The organism is Hymenobacter lucidus (assembly GCF_020447265.1).
Classification (GTDB): domain Bacteria; phylum Bacteroidota; class Bacteroidia; order Cytophagales; family Hymenobacteraceae; genus Hymenobacter; species Hymenobacter lucidus.
In genome coordinates this window covers 1-18,599 of record NZ_JAJADR010000014.1, presented here as the reverse complement: position 1 = coordinate 18,599, position 18,599 = coordinate 1, and the positions used below count along the sequence as shown (strand labels likewise).

19 protein-coding genes are annotated in these 18,599 nt (G+C 58.2%); 11 read left to right on the top strand and 8 right to left on the bottom strand.

Annotation, left to right across the window (positions count from 1 at the left end; all coding sequences use genetic code 11):
* Positions 1 to 5 precede the first annotated feature (5 nt).
* Positions 6 to 1,055 carry a tyrosine-type recombinase/integrase gene (locus tag LGH74_RS23800; RefSeq protein ID WP_226180507.1) on the bottom strand — a complete coding sequence of 350 codons (1,050 nt, stop codon included), beginning with the start codon at positions 1,053 to 1,055 and terminating at the stop codon, positions 6 to 8.
* A 270-nt stretch (positions 1,056 to 1,325) separates the two neighbouring features.
* Between LGH74_RS23800 and LGH74_RS23795 the strand changes: the two genes are divergently transcribed.
* From LGH74_RS23795 to nagA, 10 genes are all read left to right on the top strand, one after another.
* Entirely contained in the window at positions 1,326 to 1,910 is a 585-nt protein-coding gene (locus LGH74_RS23795; RefSeq protein ID WP_348533007.1) for a Crp/Fnr family transcriptional regulator, read from the top strand.
* A gap of 106 nt (positions 1,911 to 2,016) precedes the next feature.
* Entirely contained in the window at positions 2,017 to 2,496 is a 480-nt protein-coding gene (locus LGH74_RS23790) for a hypothetical protein (protein WP_226180503.1), read from the top strand.
* 99 nt (positions 2,497 to 2,595) lie between these two features.
* Positions 2,596 to 3,255: a YceI family protein gene (locus tag LGH74_RS23785; RefSeq protein WP_226180501.1), complete on the top strand. Its 660-nt coding sequence runs from the start codon at positions 2,596 to 2,598 to the stop codon at positions 3,253 to 3,255.
* A 122-nt stretch (positions 3,256 to 3,377) separates the two neighbouring features.
* A complete protein-coding gene (locus LGH74_RS23780) occupies positions 3,378 to 3,950 on the top strand; it encodes an isochorismatase family protein (protein ID WP_262904766.1) in 573 nt (190 codons plus the stop codon).
* Between the two features lie 96 nt (positions 3,951 to 4,046).
* Complete coding sequence (locus tag LGH74_RS23775; RefSeq protein ID WP_226180497.1) at positions 4,047 to 4,610, top strand: antibiotic biosynthesis monooxygenase; 564 nt, start codon at positions 4,047 to 4,049, stop codon at positions 4,608 to 4,610.
* Between the two features lie 155 nt (positions 4,611 to 4,765).
* The gene (locus LGH74_RS23770; protein WP_226180495.1) at positions 4,766 to 5,302 is read left to right on the top strand and encodes a YceI family protein; all 537 of its coding nucleotides are present in this window, start codon (positions 4,766 to 4,768) and stop codon (positions 5,300 to 5,302) included.
* A gap of 118 nt (positions 5,303 to 5,420) precedes the next feature.
* A complete protein-coding gene (locus tag LGH74_RS23765) occupies positions 5,421 to 6,440 on the top strand; it encodes an Atu2307/SP_0267 family LLM class monooxygenase (RefSeq protein ID WP_226180493.1) in 1,020 nt (339 codons plus the stop codon).
* 61 nt (positions 6,441 to 6,501) lie between these two features.
* On the top strand, positions 6,502 to 7,446 hold the full coding sequence (locus tag LGH74_RS23760; RefSeq protein WP_226180491.1) for an adenylate/guanylate cyclase domain-containing protein: 945 nt from the start codon (positions 6,502 to 6,504) through the stop codon (positions 7,444 to 7,446).
* 259 nt (positions 7,447 to 7,705) lie between these two features.
* Complete coding sequence (locus tag LGH74_RS23755) at positions 7,706 to 8,629, top strand: pirin family protein (protein WP_226180489.1); 924 nt, start codon at positions 7,706 to 7,708, stop codon at positions 8,627 to 8,629.
* Between the two features lie 474 nt (positions 8,630 to 9,103).
* Positions 9,104 to 10,276 carry an N-acetylglucosamine-6-phosphate deacetylase gene (nagA, locus tag LGH74_RS23750; protein WP_226180487.1) on the top strand — a complete coding sequence of 391 codons (1,173 nt, stop codon included), beginning with the start codon at positions 9,104 to 9,106 and terminating at the stop codon, positions 10,274 to 10,276.
* A gap of 181 nt (positions 10,277 to 10,457) precedes the next feature.
* Here nagA and LGH74_RS23745 read toward each other — a convergent pair whose 3' ends face one another.
* The 7 genes from LGH74_RS23745 to LGH74_RS23715 form a co-directional block, all read right to left on the bottom strand.
* Positions 10,458 to 11,039: a DUF4468 domain-containing protein gene (locus LGH74_RS23745; RefSeq protein WP_226180485.1), complete on the bottom strand. Its 582-nt coding sequence runs from the start codon at positions 11,037 to 11,039 to the stop codon at positions 10,458 to 10,460.
* Positions 11,040 to 11,107: 68 nt separating this feature from the next.
* Positions 11,108 to 13,546 carry a DEAD/DEAH box helicase family protein gene (locus LGH74_RS23740; RefSeq protein WP_226180483.1) on the bottom strand — a complete coding sequence of 813 codons (2,439 nt, stop codon included), beginning with the start codon at positions 13,544 to 13,546 and terminating at the stop codon, positions 11,108 to 11,110.
* Between the two features lie 190 nt (positions 13,547 to 13,736).
* A complete protein-coding gene (locus tag LGH74_RS23735) occupies positions 13,737 to 14,024 on the bottom strand; it encodes a hypothetical protein (RefSeq protein WP_226180481.1) in 288 nt (95 codons plus the stop codon).
* Between the two features lie 9 nt (positions 14,025 to 14,033).
* The gene (locus tag LGH74_RS23730) at positions 14,034 to 15,101 is read right to left on the bottom strand and encodes a GIY-YIG nuclease family protein (protein WP_226180479.1); all 1,068 of its coding nucleotides are present in this window, start codon (positions 15,099 to 15,101) and stop codon (positions 14,034 to 14,036) included.
* A gap of 364 nt (positions 15,102 to 15,465) precedes the next feature.
* Positions 15,466 to 15,777, bottom strand: a complete 312-nt coding sequence (locus tag LGH74_RS23725) for a hypothetical protein (RefSeq protein WP_226180477.1) — start codon at positions 15,775 to 15,777, stop codon at positions 15,466 to 15,468.
* 303 nt (positions 15,778 to 16,080) lie between these two features.
* A complete protein-coding gene (locus LGH74_RS23720) occupies positions 16,081 to 16,455 on the bottom strand; it encodes a hypothetical protein (protein ID WP_226180475.1) in 375 nt (124 codons plus the stop codon).
* A gap of 1 nt (position 16,456) precedes the next feature.
* Positions 16,457 to 16,828 (bottom strand): hypothetical protein, encoded by a 372-nt coding sequence (locus tag LGH74_RS23715; RefSeq protein WP_226180473.1) that lies wholly within the window; start codon positions 16,826 to 16,828, stop codon positions 16,457 to 16,459.
* 407 nt (positions 16,829 to 17,235) lie between these two features.
* On the opposite strand from LGH74_RS23715, the gene LGH74_RS23710 reads away from it, so the two are divergent.
* Positions 17,236 to 18,369, top strand: coding sequence for a Fic family protein (locus LGH74_RS23710; RefSeq protein WP_226180471.1), 1,134 nt, complete (start codon positions 17,236 to 17,238; stop codon positions 18,367 to 18,369).
* The last annotated feature ends 230 nt before the right edge of the window (positions 18,370 to 18,599 follow it).

Genomic DNA, 18,599 nt, shown 5'->3' with positions numbered 1-18,599 from the left:
TAAGACTATAATCCCAAATTCTGAGCCGCGTTAAAGCTTACTACATCGTCCAAGCGTGAATATCGGTCAATCATGGCGTCAGTCTTCTGCTTGGTCTGGTTCTTTATAAAACGGTTCGATTGACCCCGTAGTACCGATACTGTAATAAAGGAAACGCGTAGGGAGTGGGCCGAGTAGTTTTTCTCTGGAATCTTGTGACCTTCCTCGTCGTGGTTAAGGTGCAGCTGTACCAGACCGTTGACGCGCAGGGCCGACAGACGCTTTTGAGTGGGTAGCGCTTCGCCTTTGACTTTGCCGCGCTTGAGTGACACGAATAAAGGTCCCGTGCTCCGGCCTAGTTGTTGTACCCAGGCGCGGGTGCAGCGTACTGGACAGAAGGCCGCCGTGGCTGCATAGAACACGGCCTTGTCTTCGGCCTCACCGGCTTGGTTGGTTTTGCTTTTGGGCAGGTGCACAATCAGCGCCCGCTCGGTAAACTCCAGGTGCTCCACGTTCAGCGCCACGAGCTCAGAGCGCCGAAAGGCGCCGGCGAAGCCCAGCAGCAGCAGGGCCCGGTCGCGCAGCCCGGCCGTAGTGGTGACATCCAGTCGGCGGATACTTTCCTTGAGTTCTTCGACTGTAAAGGCTGGCGCCTGCTTTTGTCGCTTGCCCAACGTGCGCGTGATACCTTCTATGACTAGGGCCAGTTCGTCGGCGTGCACTGGTGACGGATAGCCGCGCAGCTGGTGGTGCTTGTGGATGGCCGCCAGGTGACGTTTGATGGTCGAGAGCTTGCGCGGGATGTCGGCCAGGTCGGCCATGTACCGGGCGACGGTGGCCACGTCGGCCGGCAGTGGACACAGCCCGTGCAGGGTGCAGTACTCCCCGAAGCTTTTCAAGTCGGCCGAGTACGCTAGCACCGTATTGTCTGCTCCCTCCAGGCCGAGCTTGAGGTAGCGGGCGACGTTGTCGGCCGCGGTAGCCAGTTGCGAGCCCAGGGCCTGCGGCTGGTCGGGAATCCGGGTGAGTTCGGTGCTCATGTGGGCAAAAGTAGCCGGAATTACTTTAGGTATCATAAGTAACAATTATGATACCTAAAGTAATCCTGACTTGGCTTGCGGCACTCAAATATGATAACTAAGACTTATCGTACCTAAACCCTCGCAATCGCTCGAAGCCCATCAGGGGGCGCAAGCCATTGACGGGTACATCGGTCGGCAACTGGAAGGAATAGCGTCCCAAAAGATTCAGCTGGAAATAAGCTAGCCGGCGCCCTGAAGCTGTACGTATTGTTGGCACTAGCACTAAGTTTGCTTAGACCAGCTTACCCGCTCACCCCTCGCGCCATGCCCATGTTTGAAGTTTTTCAACGGAGTCTTGCCGAAAAAATTGACTTGACGGCAGAGGAGTTGGAGAAGGTGCAATCCTATTTCATCCCCAAAAAACTGCGCAAGAACCAATTCTTATTGCAGGAAGGCGACGTGAGCCGGTACTCCGCATTTGTGGAAAAAGGGGCGCTCTACTCGTATTCGACTGATGATAAGGGGGGCAAGCACGTGGTGCAATTTGGCTTAGAAGGCAGCACGATTGGCGACCTGTACAGCTTGCTGACGGGGGAGCCGTCCAAGCTCAACATCGAGGTCTATGAAGACTGCGAGCTGCTACTGCTCACGGTAGAAAACCGGGCCCAGCTGCTGGCCGAAGTGCCCCAGTTCGAGACCTACAACCGTCTGCTCATCGAGCGGGCCTATGTGGCGCTGCTGCGCCGGGTGGAGGGCACAATGGGGCGCACGGCCGAAGAAAAGTACGCGCACCTGCTGCAGGAACGGCCCCAATTGCTTCAGCGGCTGCCCCAGCACCTCATTGCCTCATATCTGGGCATCACGCGCGAAACCCTGAGCCGCATTCGCGGCCAGGCGCCGACGCGCTAGCCAGCCGCACCGAGCGTGACATATGTCACGCTCATTTTTTATCATATGTCATCGCCGGCCGGCGCTGGCTGGGGGAATTTTGCATCGTCAACTTTCCTCCACCCCAATGTTCCCCACCGTCGCCATTCTGGGAGCCGCCGGCCCGACGGGCCAAGCCCTGGCCACCCACATAGCGGGCCACTCCTGTAGCCTGCGCCTCTTCGACCTGGACGAGGCCGGCGCTGAGCAGCTGGCCCAGCAGTTGAAACACGCGGCCCCGCACGCCGACGTGGAAGCCCTGGGTTGCCCGGCTACCGCAAGTTGGGAAGCGGACTTGATTGTACTGGCCTTGCCACTGGCCGGCCAAGTGGATGCGGCCCGGCAGATTGCGCCTTATGTCACGCAAAAAACAGTGTGCAGCGTCGGTAATGCCACAACTTCCGACTTGTCAGCGGTGCTCCCGGTCCTGGCCGAGCTGCGCCTCGTGCTCCCCCACTCCATCATTCGGACCCTGTCGATAACACCGGTGGGCATGGGCTGCGAAACGCTGCTGCGCCCCAGCGACATTCTGACGCTTGAACAGCTTCTCGAGCAGCCTACCTCGTAACCTCGGCGCTTTCAACAACCCATCTGTCACATTCGGGTAATCCTCCCTTTTTCTTCTCTCCGCATTCTCATTTTCAGATTTCAAATACCACACAACCCCATGAAAAAAGTCCTGTTGCCCCTGCTGTTTGCCGCCACCGTGCTGTCGGCTCCCGTTTACGCCGCCACTAGCCCGGCCGCGGCCAAGCCTGCTACGGCCAACGCCGCCGTGGAAACCTACAGAGTGCAGCCGCAGCTCAGCTCCATGGGCTGGACCGGCAAGAAAATCGGTGGCCAGCACACCGGCACCATCGCCCTAAAAGAAGGCACCGTGCTGGTAAAAGGCGGCCAGCTGGTGGGCGGTACTTTCCTCGTCGACATGAATTCCCTCAAGGACACGGACCTGACCGACGCCGACTACAACGCCAAGTTGGTGGGCCACCTCAAGTCGGAAGACTTCTTCGGCGTGGAGAAAAACCCCACCGCCACCTTCGTCATCACCAGCGTTAAAAACCTGAAAGGCGACGCCAACGGCAACAACGCCACCGTGACCGGCAACCTCACCATCAAAGGCAAAACCAACCCCATCAGCTTCCCAGCCAAAGTGGGCGTGAAAAACGGCGTAGCCGCCGCTTCGGGCACGGCCATCATCGACCGCACCAAGTACGACGTGAAGTACGGCTCGACCCTGTTCGGCGCCGCGGCTGACAAAGCCATTGAAGACAATTTCACGCTGACATTCAACGTCATCGCTAAAGCCAACGGCGTCGCCAAGCGCTAAGCGTCGTTTGCGGCTATTCCAGCGGCTGCAATTTTACACCATCCACCCACCACCAAATACGAAGGCATTTTATGACTAATGCACCATATAAGAGGCTGTCCGCTGATACGGCGGCGCTGCTCATGATTGACCACCAAACCGGTTTGTCAAACGGGGTTAATGACCAAACGCAAGCGGAGTTTAAAACCAATGTCTGTGCACTTGCGGACCTTGGAAGAGTCTTCAACCTGCCAACCATTATCACTGCCAGCGACCCTACTGGTCCGAACGGTCCCCTGATGCCGGAAGTGTTGCAACGCCTTCCTCATGCCCAGGTCATTCACCGCCCAGGCGAAGTGAATGCATGGGATAATCCGGAGTTTGCGGCAGCCGTACGCGCGCTCGGAAAAAAGCAGCTCATTATCGCTGGCGTGTCGACGGAAGTGTGCGTTGCGTTTCCCGCCTTGGCAGCGCAAGCGGAGGGCTTTGAAGTGTACGCCGTCATCGACTCCTCGAGCACCTGGAGTAAAACCGTTCAGGATGTTGCCGTTGCGCGCATGGCTCAAGCAGGCATCATTCCAATGGCATGGGTCGCCGTCGCGGGAGAATTGCTGCGCGACTGGCGCCACGAAGCCGGTGCGGCGATGGCAAAAGTGATGGGCGAAGGCTTGCCATTTTATGGAAACACCATCGTCAGCCATTACGCCAAAAAGTAAAAACTGCTGAGCCCGTTGTAGAGTGGGATTACAGCCCCGCTTTTACAACGGGCTCTATAGTCTTTTGCGAACGGAGGATAAGGTGAAACGATGCTTATGAACGACACGAATCCACCCAAGTCAGAAAGCGTCGCTTTATTGATTCGCCACAAAGTCAAAAAAGGCGAGCTTGTTCGTTACGAGCAGTGGTTAGACGAAATCGTCGCCATCGCCGCAAAACGTGAGGGGCACGAAGGCGCTCAAATCATCCGCCCGCTGGATGAGGAGAACGAATATCTAATAATCATTCGCTTCACATCGGCGGAAGCAGCCGCCAAGTGGACTAAATCAGCGGAAAGAATGCACCTGCTCTCGAAAATAGCAGACGCATTAGACATCCCTGAAAGACCGGAAATTCACCCAGGCGTCGATTTCTGGTTTGCACCACCGCCCGGACAGCGTACCCCAAAAGGGTGGAAGCAGTGGCTAGTGACTACCTCCGTCATCTGGCCGGTATCGACCTTAGTGCAGTTCTTATTTATTCCCTTATTTACGAATTTCCCCATGTTGAATGCTTGGGGAGTTCGACAAGGAATCGTGACGATGGCTGTTGTTGCCCTTGTCGTATTCCTTATCATGCCCCGTTACGTTCGCGCGCTCGCTGGCTGGCTTTATAGGTAAAGCTGCAAGGCGAAAAAGATAAGCCCTGAGAGACGACGGTCCTTGCCTTACAACTCAATTCACGCGGGAGCGGCGTCGCCGCTCGCTAAGCAGCAAAACGGCACTGGCCATTCTGCTTAACTCCTTTTCATCCTCATTTCCCCACCTCCTAGATTATGGCCACCACCTGGAAAGTAGACACCGCTCACAGCGAAGTGCAGTTCAAAGTGAAGCACTTGATGATTACGAACGTCACGGGCTATTTCACAACCTTCGATGTGCTAGCCACCACCGACGGCGACGATTTCACCCAGGCCTCGTCCATCGAATTCACCGCCGACGTTGACTCCATCAACACCAACAACGAGCAGCGCGACACCCACCTCAAATCGGCCGATTTCTTCGATGCCGCCACCCACGGCCAGATTCGCTTCGTGGGTCGCAAGTTCGAGGCGACGACCAGCGGGGATACGGCCACGCTGCATGGCGACCTCACCATTCGTGGCGTGAGCAAGCCCGTGACCGTAAACGTAGAGTTGGGCGGCATTGTGGTAGACCCCTATGGCCAAACCAAGGCCGGCTTTACCGTAACCGGCAAAATCAGCCGCAAAGAGTTTGGTCTCACTTGGAACGCTGTGACCGAAGCCGGCAGCGTGGTGGTGAGCGACGAAATCAAACTGCAGGCGGATATTCAGCTCATAAAGCAAGCTTAGCATAAATAGCCGGGCTACTACCCCGGCTGTGTGTAAGTATGCCCGTGGAACCCAGCTCGCCCTGACCCGTGGTCCCGGCGAGCTGGGTTATTTCTTACCCTAGACTACCCCTCTCTTTATGGAAGTTGGCATTGATAGTTTCGCCTCTCACCTGCTGCAAAACGGCGGCAAGCCCTTGACCGGGCAAGAGGCCATGCGCCTGCTGCTCGAACGCATCGAGCGCGCCGACCAAGTGGGCCTCGACGTGTTCGGCATCGGCGAGCACCACCGCGCCGAATACCTCGACTCGGCCACGGCCGTAATTCTGGCGGCGGCCGCTGCCCGTACCCAGCACATCCGGCTGACGAGCGCCGTCACGGTACTCTCCGCGGCCGACCCGGTGCGCGTGTTCCAGGAATTCGCCACGCTGGACCTGATTTCGCAGGGCCGGGCCGAAATGGTAGTGGGCCGCGGCTCGTCCACCGAAGCCTTTCCGCTGTTTGGCTTCAGCCTCCACGACTACGACGAGCTGTTTGCCGAAAAGCTGGAGCTGCTGCTGGCCATCCGCGACACGGAGAAAATCAGCTGGCAGGGTCAGTACCGGCCCGCCCTCACCGGCCAGGGAGTCTATCCCCGGCCCGTGCAGGCGCAGCTGCCCATCTGGCTCGGCGTCGGCGGCACTCCCGAGTCGTTTGTCCGCGCCGGCACGCTGGGTTTGCCGCTGATGGTGGCCATTATTGGCGGCGACACGCACCGCTTCCGGCCCCTCGTGGACTTGTACCGGGAAGCAGGTCGCCGGGCCGGCCACGCGCCCGAGCAGCTGAAAGTGGGCCTGCACTCGCTGGGCTACGTGGCCCCCACCACCGAAGAAGCCGTGGCCGACTTCGTGCCCGGCTACCTGGAAACCTTCAGCAAGCGGGCCCGCGAGCGGGGCGGCAGCGGCCTGACGCGCTACCATTTCGATGCCCAGTCCGGGCCGCAGGGGGCGCTCCTAGTGGGCAACCCCGAGGAAGTGGCGGCCAAGATTCTGCGCCACGCCGAGGCGCTGGGCGGCATCTCGCGGGTCACGTTTCAGATGGACGCTGCCGTGCTGCCGCACGAGAAAATCCTGCGGGCCACCGAGCTGCTGGGCACCCGTGTAGCCCCGCTGCTGCGCTAAGGCGGCACCATTCCGCTTCCCTGCGTAGTAAGCAGGTCTTCGTTCATGTAAAGTAATGCCTATGCCTTCGGTACTAGCCCTGCCCGATAACCAGCAGTTTACGACGCTGCCCGACGAAACCATTCTGGCCGCCGACCTGCGGCACGGCATCCCGCACGTGCACGCCTGCGGCGGCAATGCGCGCTGCTCTACCTGCCGGGTGGTGGTCCTGGAGGGCTTGGAGCATCTGACGCCCCGCAACGAAAAGGAAACGGCCTTGGCCACGCGCCTCAACCTGCCCGAATCCGTGCGGCTGGCGTGCCAGACCACCGTCACGGAAGGCACGGTGCGCTTCCGGCGGCCCGTCATCGACGAGCTCGACGTGCAGCTAACTTGGCAGGAGTTGGAGCAGGCTGGCCAGCAGTTGGGCGAGGAGAAGCGCTTAGCCATCCTATTCTCCGATATCGAGAATTACACGGGATTCACAGAAGCTATGCCGGCCTACGACGTCATCCACGTGCTCAACCGCTACTTTGAGCTCATGGGCGAAGTGGTACGAGCCCACCGCGGCTACATCAGCGACTTCATCGGCGACGGGCTTATGGTGGTGTTTGGCCTGGAAAACGAAGCCACGGCCGCCACCGACGCGGTGGCCGCCGCCCAAGCCATGCTGCAGGCCATGGAACGCATGAATCCCTACCTGCGCAACATGTACGGCTGTAGCTTCCGCATCCGCATCGGGGTGCACTATGGCGACGTGGTAGTAGGCCACCTGGGCGGGGCCGGGCTGCGCAAGCTGGCCACCATCGGCGACGCGGTAAACGTGGCGGCGCGCATCGAAGCCGCCAACAAGGAATGCGGCACCAACCTGCTGGTATCCCAGGCCGTGGTAGACGAAATCGGCGACACGCTGGCGGTGCGGCAAGGCTTTCTGACGCCCTTGAAAGGGAAGACAGGGCTGCACCGCTTGTACGAAGTAGACTTCAGCACCGAGCAGGTAGAACCGGCACTGGTAAATGGCTCATGAGCCCGGCGCTTGCCTGCATAGGTGCCCTTGAGGCGGCCCGCTGGAAACTGTGGATGCCCGCACCCGTTTTAAAAAGGCGGCGGTCGGCCGTATTCGCCCCGTTATAACCCAACAACTCCTTTAGCTAAATTACCCTTCAGGCCGGGCAAATGCGCCCACCTCCTCTTTACTCACAGGCGTCCACAAGCACGAACTGACTCAGGCTGTAGCCTGGGCGTTCGGCCCCCGGCCGTCTCCACCTCACTTCAGTTTTACGTTCATGCTCGACTTAGTCATTGACGCCCGCCAGGCGTCCATCGGTCCCGGCTTTGATGTGCGCCGCATCCTGCCCTTCCGCCAACGCCGCATGGTGGGGCCGTTTATTTTCATGGACCACGCTGGCCCGGTAGACGTGGCACCGGCGCTAATGCCTGACCTGGATGTGCTGCCCCACCCGCACATTGGTCTGTCTACCGTTAGCTATTTGTTCGGCGGGCAGGTCACGCACCGCGACAGCCTGGGCGTAGAGCAAATTATCCGCCCCGGCGAGGTAAACTGGATGACGGCCGGCTCGGGCATTGCGCACTCCGAACGTTTCGAGGACCCGGCCGCGCTGGCTGGCGGCGCCCTGGAAATGATTCAGACCTGGGTGGCCCTGCCCGAAGCCGACGAGGAAGGTGCGCCGAGCTTCGCCAACTACCAGCCCCACGAACTGCCCATTTTCACCGATACCGGCGTGTGGATGCGCTTGATTGCCGGCGACGCCTTCGGCCTGCGCAACGACGTCAAGACGCATTCGCCGCTGTTTTACCTGCACGCGGTGCTGCAGCCCGGCGCCCGATTTGGCTTGCCGCGTGGGCACCAGGAGCGAGCCGTCTACGTGGCCAAGGGCGAGGTCGAAGTGGGCGGGCACCGCTACGGTCCCGGGCAGATGTTAGTCTTTACACCCGGCATCGACCCCGTCATCGTGGCGCGGCAAGCCAGCACGCTGATGCTGCTGGGCGGGGAGCCGCTGGGCGAGCGGTTTATCTGGTGGAATTTTGTGTCATCGCGCAAAGAGCGTATCGAGCAGGCCAAGGCCGATTGGCAGGCTGGCCGCATCCTGCTGCCGCCAAACGACAATGCCGAGTTCGTGCCCCTGCCGGAGGACAAGTCGCGCCCTGCCAGCAATGGACCCTCCCCCGCTCCACAAGCCTTGTCGTAAGCCCGGCCAGATGTGGCCGTAACCACACACCTAGCTCATCCTACACAGATTCCATTTCGATGGCTTTGGTGGCCCCATAACGGCAAATCCCCTCAATGACATCAGCCGGCATGCTGTCAAAACAATGGCTGTTGATTGTATTTAAGTAGAGAAAGACGATTTGCCTACTTACACCTTTGGCTGGCTACCAGCGAAGGACACGCGCTGAAAGGACCGCTTTTACCCGGCCTCTCTTTCGGGTTCGGATGCCGCAAAACGTGCTGGTTTAGAGTTTGCGAAACTCATCCCCTCGGTGCATTTCGTAAACTTTGAATCGTAGACGAGTTTCTTAAACTCAACCAGTCCTACAGAAGGCACTTTGCAGTTGGGCGCAGGTCTGCGTGTGTAGTCCAGTGAAAGGAGCGTCTTACTTACTGCACCTGGCCTGCTTCGACCCGTCGTAGCGAGCACGTACATTCGCCCCTTGCTTTTCCTATGATTTACTTACTTACCAATTGCCGTGTTTACACAGGCGATGCTGTATTGGTTGAGCACGACGTGCTGGTGGAGGGGACCACCATCCGGGCGATTATTCCCCAGACGCAACGCCCTGCCCAGGTTGCCCAAATCGACGGGCGGGGGCTGAACGTCTGCCCCGGGTTTGTGGACGTGCAACTGTACGGCGGCGGGGATAGTGCATTTGGCCTGGCGCCTTCCCAGACGGCCTTGCAGCAGTTGCGCCGACACACTCTCCGCTATGGCACCACCAGTTTTCTGCCGACGGTGCCGACTAACGCCCCCGCCGTGGTGGACCACGCGCTAGCCGTCGTGAAAGACGCCTTGCCGACCATGCCCGGGCTGCTGGGCCTGCACCTGGAAGGCCCGTACATCAGCCCCAACAAGCGGGGGGTGCACCCGGCTGAATTTGTTCGGGTGCCCGTCCTGGCCGAAGTGGCGAACCTGCTGGACCGGGGCCGTGGGGTGTTGCGCATGCTGACGCTGGCGCCCGAAGTCCTTGGGCCGGTCGAACGCGCGCTGTTGCAAGCCGCCGGCATTGTCCTCTCGGCCGGGCACTCGGATGCCAGCTACGAGCAAGGGATGCATGCCTTTGCCCACGGGTTCACGGCGGCGACCCACCTCTTCAACGCCATGTCGCCCCTAACCGGCCGGGCCCCGGGCCTGGTGGGGGCGGTATATGACGACCCAGCCGTCCGGGCCAGCATCGTCGTGGATGGCCGGCACTGCGCCTACGCCAGCGTGCGCATCAGCCATCGGCTGCTCGGACCCCGGCTCTTTCTGATTAGTGACGCGACGGCCGCGACCACGACCGGCCCCTACTGCTTCCGCCCGCAAGACGATTCCTTCGTGGACGCCGAAGGAACGCTGGCGGGCTCGGGGCTGACCTTGATGCAGGCCGTGCGCAATTGCGTGCAGCACGTGGGCCTGCCCTTGGCCGAAAGCTTGCGCATGGCCTCGCTCTACCCCGCCCAGGTGCTGGGCTTGGACCAACGTCTGGGCCGGATTGCGCCCGGCTACCGCGCCGATTTGTGTTTGTTTGACGAGGAACTGAACGTAAGGGCGACGGTATTGGCCGGTCAACTGCAGTGGCATGAAGCGTCCGCGCGGCCAACAACTCCACTATCAGTTCCAGGAGAGAACCGGGAGTAAACAGTTCACCAAAACGGTGGTTCTGGTAGGTAGAAAGTTGCTTCAACCGCTCGTAATGGTAAGTGCTATATACCCGCGGACGAAGTTCAATCGGTCCCCTTCTGCAGTTAAGAAAGGCTTATCGTACCTAAACTAGGTTTTGAAAAGCCGTGCTTGATAAGCACGGCTTTTTCGGTGAGAGCTACCAATCCTTGTTATCTCCCTTTTTCGTCAGTGCGCTTTGAAAGGAAGTCGCCAGCGCCAGCAGTTCGCTCGTGCCGGCTGCTTGCATTTCGTTCCAGTGCTTCGTCATTGCTTTCTTCCCGAGCGTGGGCCAGTTGGCCGGAAACGTGTCGGCCAAATCCGCACCCGAGGCCAGTATCATCGCATCCTTTAGCTGGCCTTTCTGATAAGTGATGTCTTCGATAATGAGTCGGCCTTTGCCTTCCTTAAAATCCAGCGTCATGTTATAGGTGAAGCCCCCGGCCGTGTTGACAATGCCTAGCCCGGCATTCCATTTCAATTCTTGCGTCCGGGCCTTAACGGCTATCCGTCCGGCAGCCTTATCGTCGTACTGCTCCACCGTCTTGCCCGAGTTATAGGTCTTGTACAGCCAATCTTTTCCTTTCAGAAAAAGGGCATCCTGTTCGCCGGCAGCTGATACGATAAACTCGATACGAGCCTTGCCATCTACTGTGGTTACTGTGGGGGCAGTAGTGGTTTGCGCTACCAGACGGTAACTGGTTAGAAAAAACAAGAAGATGAGCGTAGTGAGACTTCTCATAGAATAAACAAATGAATGAGGCGGGTAGCGAAGTTATGGTCTTTCCGAAGACAGTGGAGCCCTTTCACTTACCGGGCTCCCTTGACAGCGTTTTGCTTTCGGGTCAGCAACTGCAGATTCTCGAAGGTGGTCAAGCCCCCATTGCTTATCGCCGTGATGTGGTCCAACTGAAAGTCGAGCTTGTTTTTGCTTCGGTAATCGCCTTCCGCGCTTTGATAGTACCCTTCGGCATCGCGATGCTTCTCGTACACCTGGTCACTGAGCCATTTCCAGTACGCCGGGTTCTGCTCCCGGATTTCCCCCATCGGCAGTTCCTCTAGTCGGCGTAGCTCCTTCCGGTCGGTGGGGATAATGGTCGGGCGCTGGTAGAGGTCCGGGTTGCTGATGCGGCGGATGGCCAAGTCAACTTCATGCAGGAAATAGCGTTTGTCGTGGCCAAAGAAGGTTTTCCACTGCGATTCGTGCTCGTCCCACAGCTGGCTTTTGTAGGCTTCTTCCTGCGAGCGACTGTAGTCGCCCGCCAGAATATCCTTGGCCACGTTGGTCACGTCAAACTTGGCCCGGTCCTGCAACTCGATGTAGCTCGGCAGCGATTCGCTTTGGTAATAGTACTGCACGATGTCCTTGACATCTTGCGGGCTGTACCCCGGGTACAAGTCGTGGCCGAAGAAAATCTTGCTCTCGATGGTCGCGCTTAGGTCCTGCAACTGCGCTTCCGACAGGTAATCCGCCACCGGGGCCTTCAGGCCTGCTACCAGCGAGGGGAGCGCATGCATCAAATCGGCGTAGGGCTGCTTGAGGTTGCTGTACACGAGAACCTCGCAGTTCTTCTCCCGGGCTTCCTCCTCGAACTGACTCAACAGGGAGAAGTGGTAGATGCCGAGCGGCAAGCGCTCGATGAAGGGCATGTTTTCCAGCTTCTCCTTGTCGGCTTTGTCGATGTGGTCGTTCATCAACACCGCGAACTCTTCAATCTTGCTGATGGAAATGAGCCGGACGAGCTGCTTTTGGGTGTTTTTCTGCGTGTCGTTGAAGTCGGTGTTCTCCTCGATTATCAACCGTTCGGGGTTGACCCAGGCAACCTTGTCCTCCCAGTTGTCAATGAAGCTGACGATGTAGGCTTCCTTGGTGCCACCGGCCTTTTCGCCGCGCAGCCCCCGCCCAATCATCTGCGTCATCAACGTCGGGGAGATGGTCGGCCGGGCCAGGAAAACGGTTTGGACATTGGGCAAATCCGTGCCTTCCGTCAGGATGTTGACGTTTATCAACACGTCCAGTTCACCGGCCCGGAAGCGCTGGATAATCTCTTTGTTGCCCTTGCTGGAAATGGTAACGCCGGTAGTCTGGTCCCGAATGGAGGAGAGCACGTACTCGCAGCGGATGTCCTTCAGCTGAAATAGCTTTTTCAGGGCAATGGCGTTGTCCTGATTGAGTGCAAAAACGAGGGTCTGCTTGTATTTGGCCTTGTTCTCGCAGTAGCGGTTGACAATGCACCAGTTGCGTTGGTCGTTTTGGGCGATGGTTTTGGCCGTTCCATCGCCGATGCTGCCAATGTCGAAGTAGTTAAGCTTGTCCAGTTCCTGCTTGTTGAACAGGCTCAGGACGTTGAAGTCGGTTTCGACACTCTCAAAGACGGGCTCGGACAGGATGCCGCGGGTGATGAGCTTGCGTAACTCAATCTTGTAGATGATGTCGTCCGGGAACACTTTGGCCAGCAGCCCCTGCTCTTCCTCGACGGTGCGGAAGGGCGTCGCGGTCAAGCCAATCATCCGAAACTGCTTGACGCTGCCGCGGATGCTCTCGATGAGCTTCCGGTAAGTCCGGGCCGTTGCGTGGTGCGCCTCGTCGATGATGAGAAAGACTTCTTCCTGGTTAACCAGCCATTTATCCAGCAGGTACTTGAAGCCGGCGTTCAGGCTGTCCTTGCTGGCAATGATGAGGTCATCGGTGGGCCGGATGTGCACCGGCTTGTCGTGAATGCCCGAGATGATGCGGTAGTTGAAGGAGGGCTTGGTACGCAGAATGTCCTGAAAAGCCAGCCGCTCATGGAACGTCGCCTTGGCCTGGTCCAGGAGTTCGTGCCGGTGGGCAATCCAGAGGATTTTCTTGTTCTGGTTAAGCAGGTTGGTGCACAGCCAATGGGCCGCCGTCAGGGTTTTCCCGCCGCCGGTAGGAAGGACGAGCAGGCCCGCGAAGGGTACCTTCCCGGACTTGGTGATTTTATCGTTCAGATGCTGCAAGGCCTCCTTCTGGTGAGGGTAGAGGATGATGCCGCTGTCCTGCTTGGCGACCTCGATGGTGCCGGCGTTGTCGTAGCTAATCTGGTCCTGGCCGTTCTGCATGGTTTGGGCTGCCCCTTCGAGGCGGAAGGTGATACGGTCGGTGGTGCGGCGGTCAAAATGGGCGATAGAGTCTTGCGACTCGCGCTTACACCACACGGTGATGTTATTAGCTTGTAAAAAGCTGTCAATAATGGCCATCCGCTCGGGGTTGCGCCGGAGACCCATCCCGAACCAATCCAGGAAGTTGACATACTTCAACACCAGCAACTTGCGGTCGCGCTCTTTTATCAACCCTAAGAGGTGTTCACAACCGGCGATTACTTCAGCCTCTTCCATAAAAACGAGATGCGGGTGCTAAGAAAGGGCACAAGATAGGAGTAGCACCAAGCAAACTATCACAATTGCTCCAAGCTCATTAGTCCTGTCCATCTAGGTGGTCCTGCCAGATTTCTTCCCACTCACTTAAGTGCGCCTGCGCGGATTCATAGCTTGGAAAGTCGTAGGATATAACGTCGGCCAAGTATTCCTTCTCCCACTGCTTGGTGCCCGGGTGAAGCACATACACCGGCCGGGTTTTGTACTCCACCAATAGTTGCCGCGTGTCGTTGCCATCGATGAGAAACGGCGACAGCTTGAAGCACTTGATTTGCGCCAGGTCGAGCGTCAGGCCCGCGTGGGTTATAATGGTTGCCTTTTGATTCATGGTTGCTCTTTAATTTAGGCCGTGGGCGCGGGAGCCTAGCTTTTTCATATAAAGCTGTTCGCGCTTGACGACTTCGCGCTGGGTCATGGTTTTGGGTAGGGTCATCAGGACCGTGAACTGGAAATGCCAGCTGTGCTGCGCGTCAGCCGCCAGGAGCTTCACCAATTCCACGTTGCCCCCGTGGCCTTGCGTGGCCACGTAGTCTTTCCAGCGGCCCCAGATGCCTTCCGTGCCGTAGGCGGAGCCAATGTATTGCTTCCCGCTGGACTGGTCCAGTATCAGATACACCCCGGCCGTGGCCGAGAGCATCCGGCACCACTCGTCGCGGGGCGACTGGCTGTTGACGAGCTGCGTCAGCTCCGCGAACGAAAGGGTGAAATCCAGGTAGTCGGTAAAGGGTTGGCTAAACGGCTTGGGCTGAATCTCCAGTACCGTCTTGCCCACTTCCGGCCGCAGCCATTGGTGCCAGCTGATGGCGGCCCTGCCCCAGTCGAAGATGACCCGCTCTTTCAGGTCGGCAAAGCCGGGCACTTCGACCAATTGGTAATAGTAGTGCTCTTCGGTTTCGCGCTCGATGCCCTGCACCTTAAACACCCCCACAAAGCGGGACTGGCTGCCCGGCTCGCCCAGGCAGGCCACGAGGAAGTCGCATTTGTCAAACACGCGGTTCCCTTGCTGGCGCTGGTAATCGAGGAAGGCCGGCCGGTGGTTGCGGTAGAGGTCATGGATGTCAATCGTGCCGCTGGTATCGCGGTGCCGCACCAGCTTCGTTTTGGCCGTGCGCGGGAGGCCGCGGGCATAGAGCAGTTCCTGCAAGGTGATGGGGTTACCGCGCCCGGCTTCATCCGGGGCTTCCTTATAATGATAGGCGCAGCCATCAAGTACCCCTTGGTCCAGGTCGGGGTAGCTGAAGACGATTTCCCGCCCGTTGGCTTGCCGTAAAATGGTGCACAGCTGTTCCGGGCCAAACCCCATCATATAAGTTATGGGGCTCTCGGCCGCTGGAAACTTCTCCTGGTAGGCATCCAGCAACGCGGTAAGCTCGCTTTCCTGGTCTGAAAGTAGTGGGTTGGTCATTCGATTTGGGCCGGGGAATTAGCAGCCGGACCTAATAAGAGCCAAAGAATCGGGCGGTGCAAATCGAAGATATCCCGAACATTTAGCTTAACCCAGGAAGCAATTCTCCGGCCCTGATGAGAACGACACGTTCTGTCGTCGTCTGCCTGCACCTTAGTCTAAAACTGGCACCTGAATCCATGCAGACCCCACTCATCCCACCTCTCGCAAGCGGCCCGGCCCAGGCGGGTGCCCTGTTCACGTCCTGACTACAGAAATATGCCGACTTACCAGCCGTGCAGGCATTAACACCGGCCACAAAATCCGGCCTGTTGACCTTGGATGATATCCAGCTTTGACCTGCCGGATTAGGCAGGAAATGGCATCAAGCGCCTTTTTGTTTATCCCGCTGTAGGTCGAACCATAAATCCGCGTCCAGCCCCGACATGTATTTTTTTCTCAGGACTCGCAGAAAAGTTGACTTCGCGTCTTCCGAAACAATGGATAGTTTGCGGTCTGATTCGTCGCTCTGAATCTTATGCACGACAAATTCTCCTTCACTTTCCTTAACCGGATAACAGGTGAAGCCATTGGCGGAAACCCCATTGTCGACGGCTTCGTGAAGCGCATATATGTCATGATAATCATCCAACTGTAGCTCATCTAGCCACAGCTCGAAGTCCAGGTTCTTATCCATGGCGTTTTTGGTTGAGCTTCTTTTAAAGATGTAGTTAGGCTTGCTGCCAAAGTTTCTCGCAGTTGGTGCACCGGTGGCCATCGTTGCGACCCCAGGCGTAGTTCCCCTCCCGCAGAAGTGCCTGACGTGAAGAACAGTCCGGATGGTCGTGAAATGGTTTGGCAATGAACTCCGGGTCAACCGCTAGGATGCCTTTCTGGCGATTAACAACTTCATATAAAGGGTCTGCAGCTTGTATGTTCATTGGGGTTCAACCAGATAAGAGGGTGTGAAATTAGCACCGCATCTCACAACTTGGTTCTATTAATCGGAGTCCGGATGCTGTTGCTGCTCGAAGGCCCAGTCCTCCGGGGACAGGATGGCCTGCATAAATGCCGAGTAGCCCACATCGCGCCGCTCCAGCGCATGCCGCCGCAGGGCCAGGCTGGATTTAGCGCCTGCAAAGCCGCCCTTCTCCATGGCCTGGCGAAAGCGCTCGGGCAAGCCTGCCAGCCAGTGCTGGTAATCTTCCTCCGTTACTTCCCCGTCGGCCAGCTGCTGGTAACGGTACGTGGCGTTGCCCAGGCGAAACAAGCGGGCCATCTCGGCGCGCTGGCTTTCGGGCAGCTGCTGCAGGGCCTGCAACTGGGCCTGGTGGTGCTTGTCGAGGGGGTGGCGCGGCTGAAGCAGTTCTTCCATCTTATTCAGGCAGTCCCTGCTGGGCAAAAGCCGAGAGGGCGCTGGTGTTTTCGTAGAGGATGTCTTCCTCATTCTCGGCGTCGAACTGGGGCCCAGCGCCCTTCATGACCTGCCAGACCTGGTCGTAGGATACTCGGATGGGCGAGTGGTGGCCAAGGGCGCCCGCATCGAGCAGTACCTCACAGTTAAAGTCTTTCGTGCCGATTTCCAGCTGCCAGACAGTGCTCTGGTGCAGGTGCAGGGTGCCGAGCAGGACGGGGCCGCTTTCGGTCTGAAAGTAGTTCGTGCACACCAGGTAATGATGCTGCGGGTCGGAAAGGCCGGTTTGCACTTGGTGCAGAACGGCCACTAATGCATGTGGCTCACGGGGCATAAGGCAGACGTTACGGCTGGTTTATCGTCCACGGCGTCGGGTCGTTCTAGCATTGGATACGCTAGTCGTCGTACACCGCAACCGAGGACAGAAAGGTAAGCTGCTCAGATAGGATAGTTTTTCCATTAAAAAAGTCAGCCGGGCGGGTGAGGTGGATAATTTCTCCAATCAGAGAATGAAAGTGGCGAATATTTTCCAGTAAGAGGAGTAGTTGTTGAGTCACGCATAGCCACACTTCGGCCGCCGGGATGAGCCAATACACGGCAACACGCGGGTTGTAACGCAGCTCTTTTGAGGTCAACCTTGGAAGCTAGCATTAAAAAGAGTTTGTTTTAATGTTTAGTTGATGATTGTACATTAGATTTGAGGCCAGCCAGGTCGGCTAACCTTAATTAACGCACATATTAATGCCAGTGCCACCCCTGTACCCCATTAACCCCAATCGGGATGTGCCGTGGAATGCCCTGCCAGAGCTGCCCATCGCGCAGGAGCTGTGGCGCACGGCCGATGTGCTGGAGCAGCTGGGCCAGGCCCGCGAAGCATTAGGTCGGTTGCACGGGCGCAGCGTGGCCATTCCCAACCAGGGGCTGCTGGTGAATTCCATCAGCTTGCAGGAAGCCAAGGCCTCCAGTGCCATCGAGAACATCTTCACCACCGACGACGAGCTGTACCGCGCCTTCAGCGAAACCACGGCCGAGCAGGTGGAAGGACCGGCCAAGGAAGTGTTGCGCTACCGCGAGGCGCTGTGGAGCGGCTACGAGTACCTCAAAACAGAAGACAGCTTCTCTCGCGAGTACTTCGTGCGCATGTTCCGCGAAATCAAGCAGGTCGAGGAAGGCATCCGGCCGCCGTTTTCTCCGACCATCATCCGCCAGGGCGGCAGCGGCTTCAACGCCGGCAAGGCCATCTACACCCCGCCCCGGGGCGCGGGCATCCTGGAGGCCAAGCTGGACAACCTACTGGCCTTCGTCAACGACGACCAAGCCTACCCGCTGCACCCCTTGCTCAAGATGGCCATCGGCCACTTTCAGTTCGAGGCCATTCACCCCTTCCGGGACGGCAACGGGCGCACGGGCCGCATCTTCAACATCCATTACCTGGTGCAAAAGGGGCTGTTGGACTACCCCATTTTGTATTTGAGCCGCTACATCGTCGAGCACAAGGACGCCTATTACGGGGCGCTGGCCGGCGTCTCGCAACGGGGCGACTGGCCGGCCTGGCTGCTGTACATGCTCAAGGCCGTGGAAGTGACGGCCAACCTGACGTTTGATAAAATCAACCGCATCATAGCCTCGCGCGACGCGATTCTGGAAGTGGTGGCGGCCCAAAAGCGCCTGCGCCGCCCCGACCAGCTGGTGCAGAAAATCTTTACCCAGCCCATCACCCGCGTCAAGCACCTGACCGAGGACCGCACCTACGCCGAGAACACGGCCCGGGACTACCTCAACAAGCTGGTGGAGCTGCAGGTGCTGGAGAAGCAGACCATTCGGGGCAACCACTACTACATTAACCGCGAATTGTACAGCATCCTGGAAGACTAGCGCCTTGGGCGAGGGCACCAGGTCAGTTCGAAGATTTCAGTACAGCCAACGACTCCTTTTATGCTTTTTGAAGATTTAATCCGCAGCAAAGGCCAGCTGTTGGAAACGGAGATAGACCGCCTTTTTGCCTTGGCGCTGCAAAGCCAGCAGCACCCCAGTGACCTACTGCTCATCCATCTGAACGGCAACTACCGGGAGGAAATCGTGAGCTACGGCGGCGTTTCTATGAG